This window comes from Oleiphilus sp. HI0123 (assembly GCF_001635315.1).
Genome location: NZ_LWGE01001819.1, coordinates 1 through 963 on the forward strand (window position 1 = coordinate 1; position 963 = coordinate 963).

Annotated in this window: 2 protein-coding genes; both read left to right on the forward strand. The window is 38.2% G+C overall.

Features of this window, described 5'->3' with window-relative positions; all coding sequences use genetic code 11:
* Nucleotides 1-470, forward strand: a 470-nt coding sequence (locus A3761_RS24445; protein ID WP_369808268.1) for an NAD-dependent epimerase/dehydratase family protein, incomplete at its 5' end; no start/stop codon positions are given.
* 60 nt (nt 471-530) lie between these two features.
* Nucleotides 531-963 (forward strand): cobalamin-dependent protein (locus tag A3761_RS24450; protein ID WP_197473242.1); only part of this gene is annotated, 433 nt, incomplete at its 3' end.

A 963-nucleotide genomic window follows, 5' to 3' on the forward strand; every position in this document is an offset into this window, starting at 1 on the left:
ATATAAGGCCTGCTACTGTGTGTGGCTGGTCTCCACGTATGCGCTTAGATGTAAGTGTAAATATGTTAACACTACAAGCTGTTAAAAATGGCAAGATAACTGTTTTTGGTGGCAAGCAAACTCGTCCGAATATTCATATTCAAGACATGGCAGGCGTTTACCGGCACTTTATTGCCCATCCTCATTTACCTAGCGGTAACTACAATGCTGGCTTTGAAAATATTTCTATTCTTGATATTGCAACAAGAGTCAAAGATAAAATCTCTTCCGAAATCATTGTTACTGAATCAAATGACCCTCGCTCATATCGTCAAAACTCAGAGAAACTGCTAGCAACGGGTTTTTCTCCCAAGTTTAAAATCGATGATGCCATACGCGAAGTGGAAGAAAAGTACATATCTGGCGAGCTAAAAGATAATGACAATTGCTACACTGTAAAATGGATGAAACATCTGGGGTTGGTGGGTTAAGTGTTAGCTATTGATTAAATGGTTAATCACTTAGCTCCAATAGACCTAAGGTTCAAAAATATGTCTAAGAAAACGATATACCTAGCTGACTTAACCCATACAGGGCAAAGCATTGCTTCAAACGTTTTTCCCTTGGCTATTGGATTGATAGCTTCTTATCTTGAAAAGGTTCGGCCTGGGCTGTACGACATAGAGGTTTTTAAGTACCCAGAAGACTTAAATCGAGCTTGCCAAGATAAGTTTCCGGATGTAATTGGTTTTTCAAATTATTCTTGGAATTTAAATTTATCGATTGAATTTGCGCAAAAGATTAAAGAGTTCTCACCCAGTACTGTTGTTGTTTTCGGAGGGCCTAATTACGGCCTAACTGAATTAGAAATGACGGATTTCTGGGAACGGTATCCGTGTATTGATTTTTATATTGTTAAAGAAGGTGAAAAAGGTTTTGTTGAGCTTATTGACAGTTTAGCTGAACAGGGCTTTTTGGTTGATC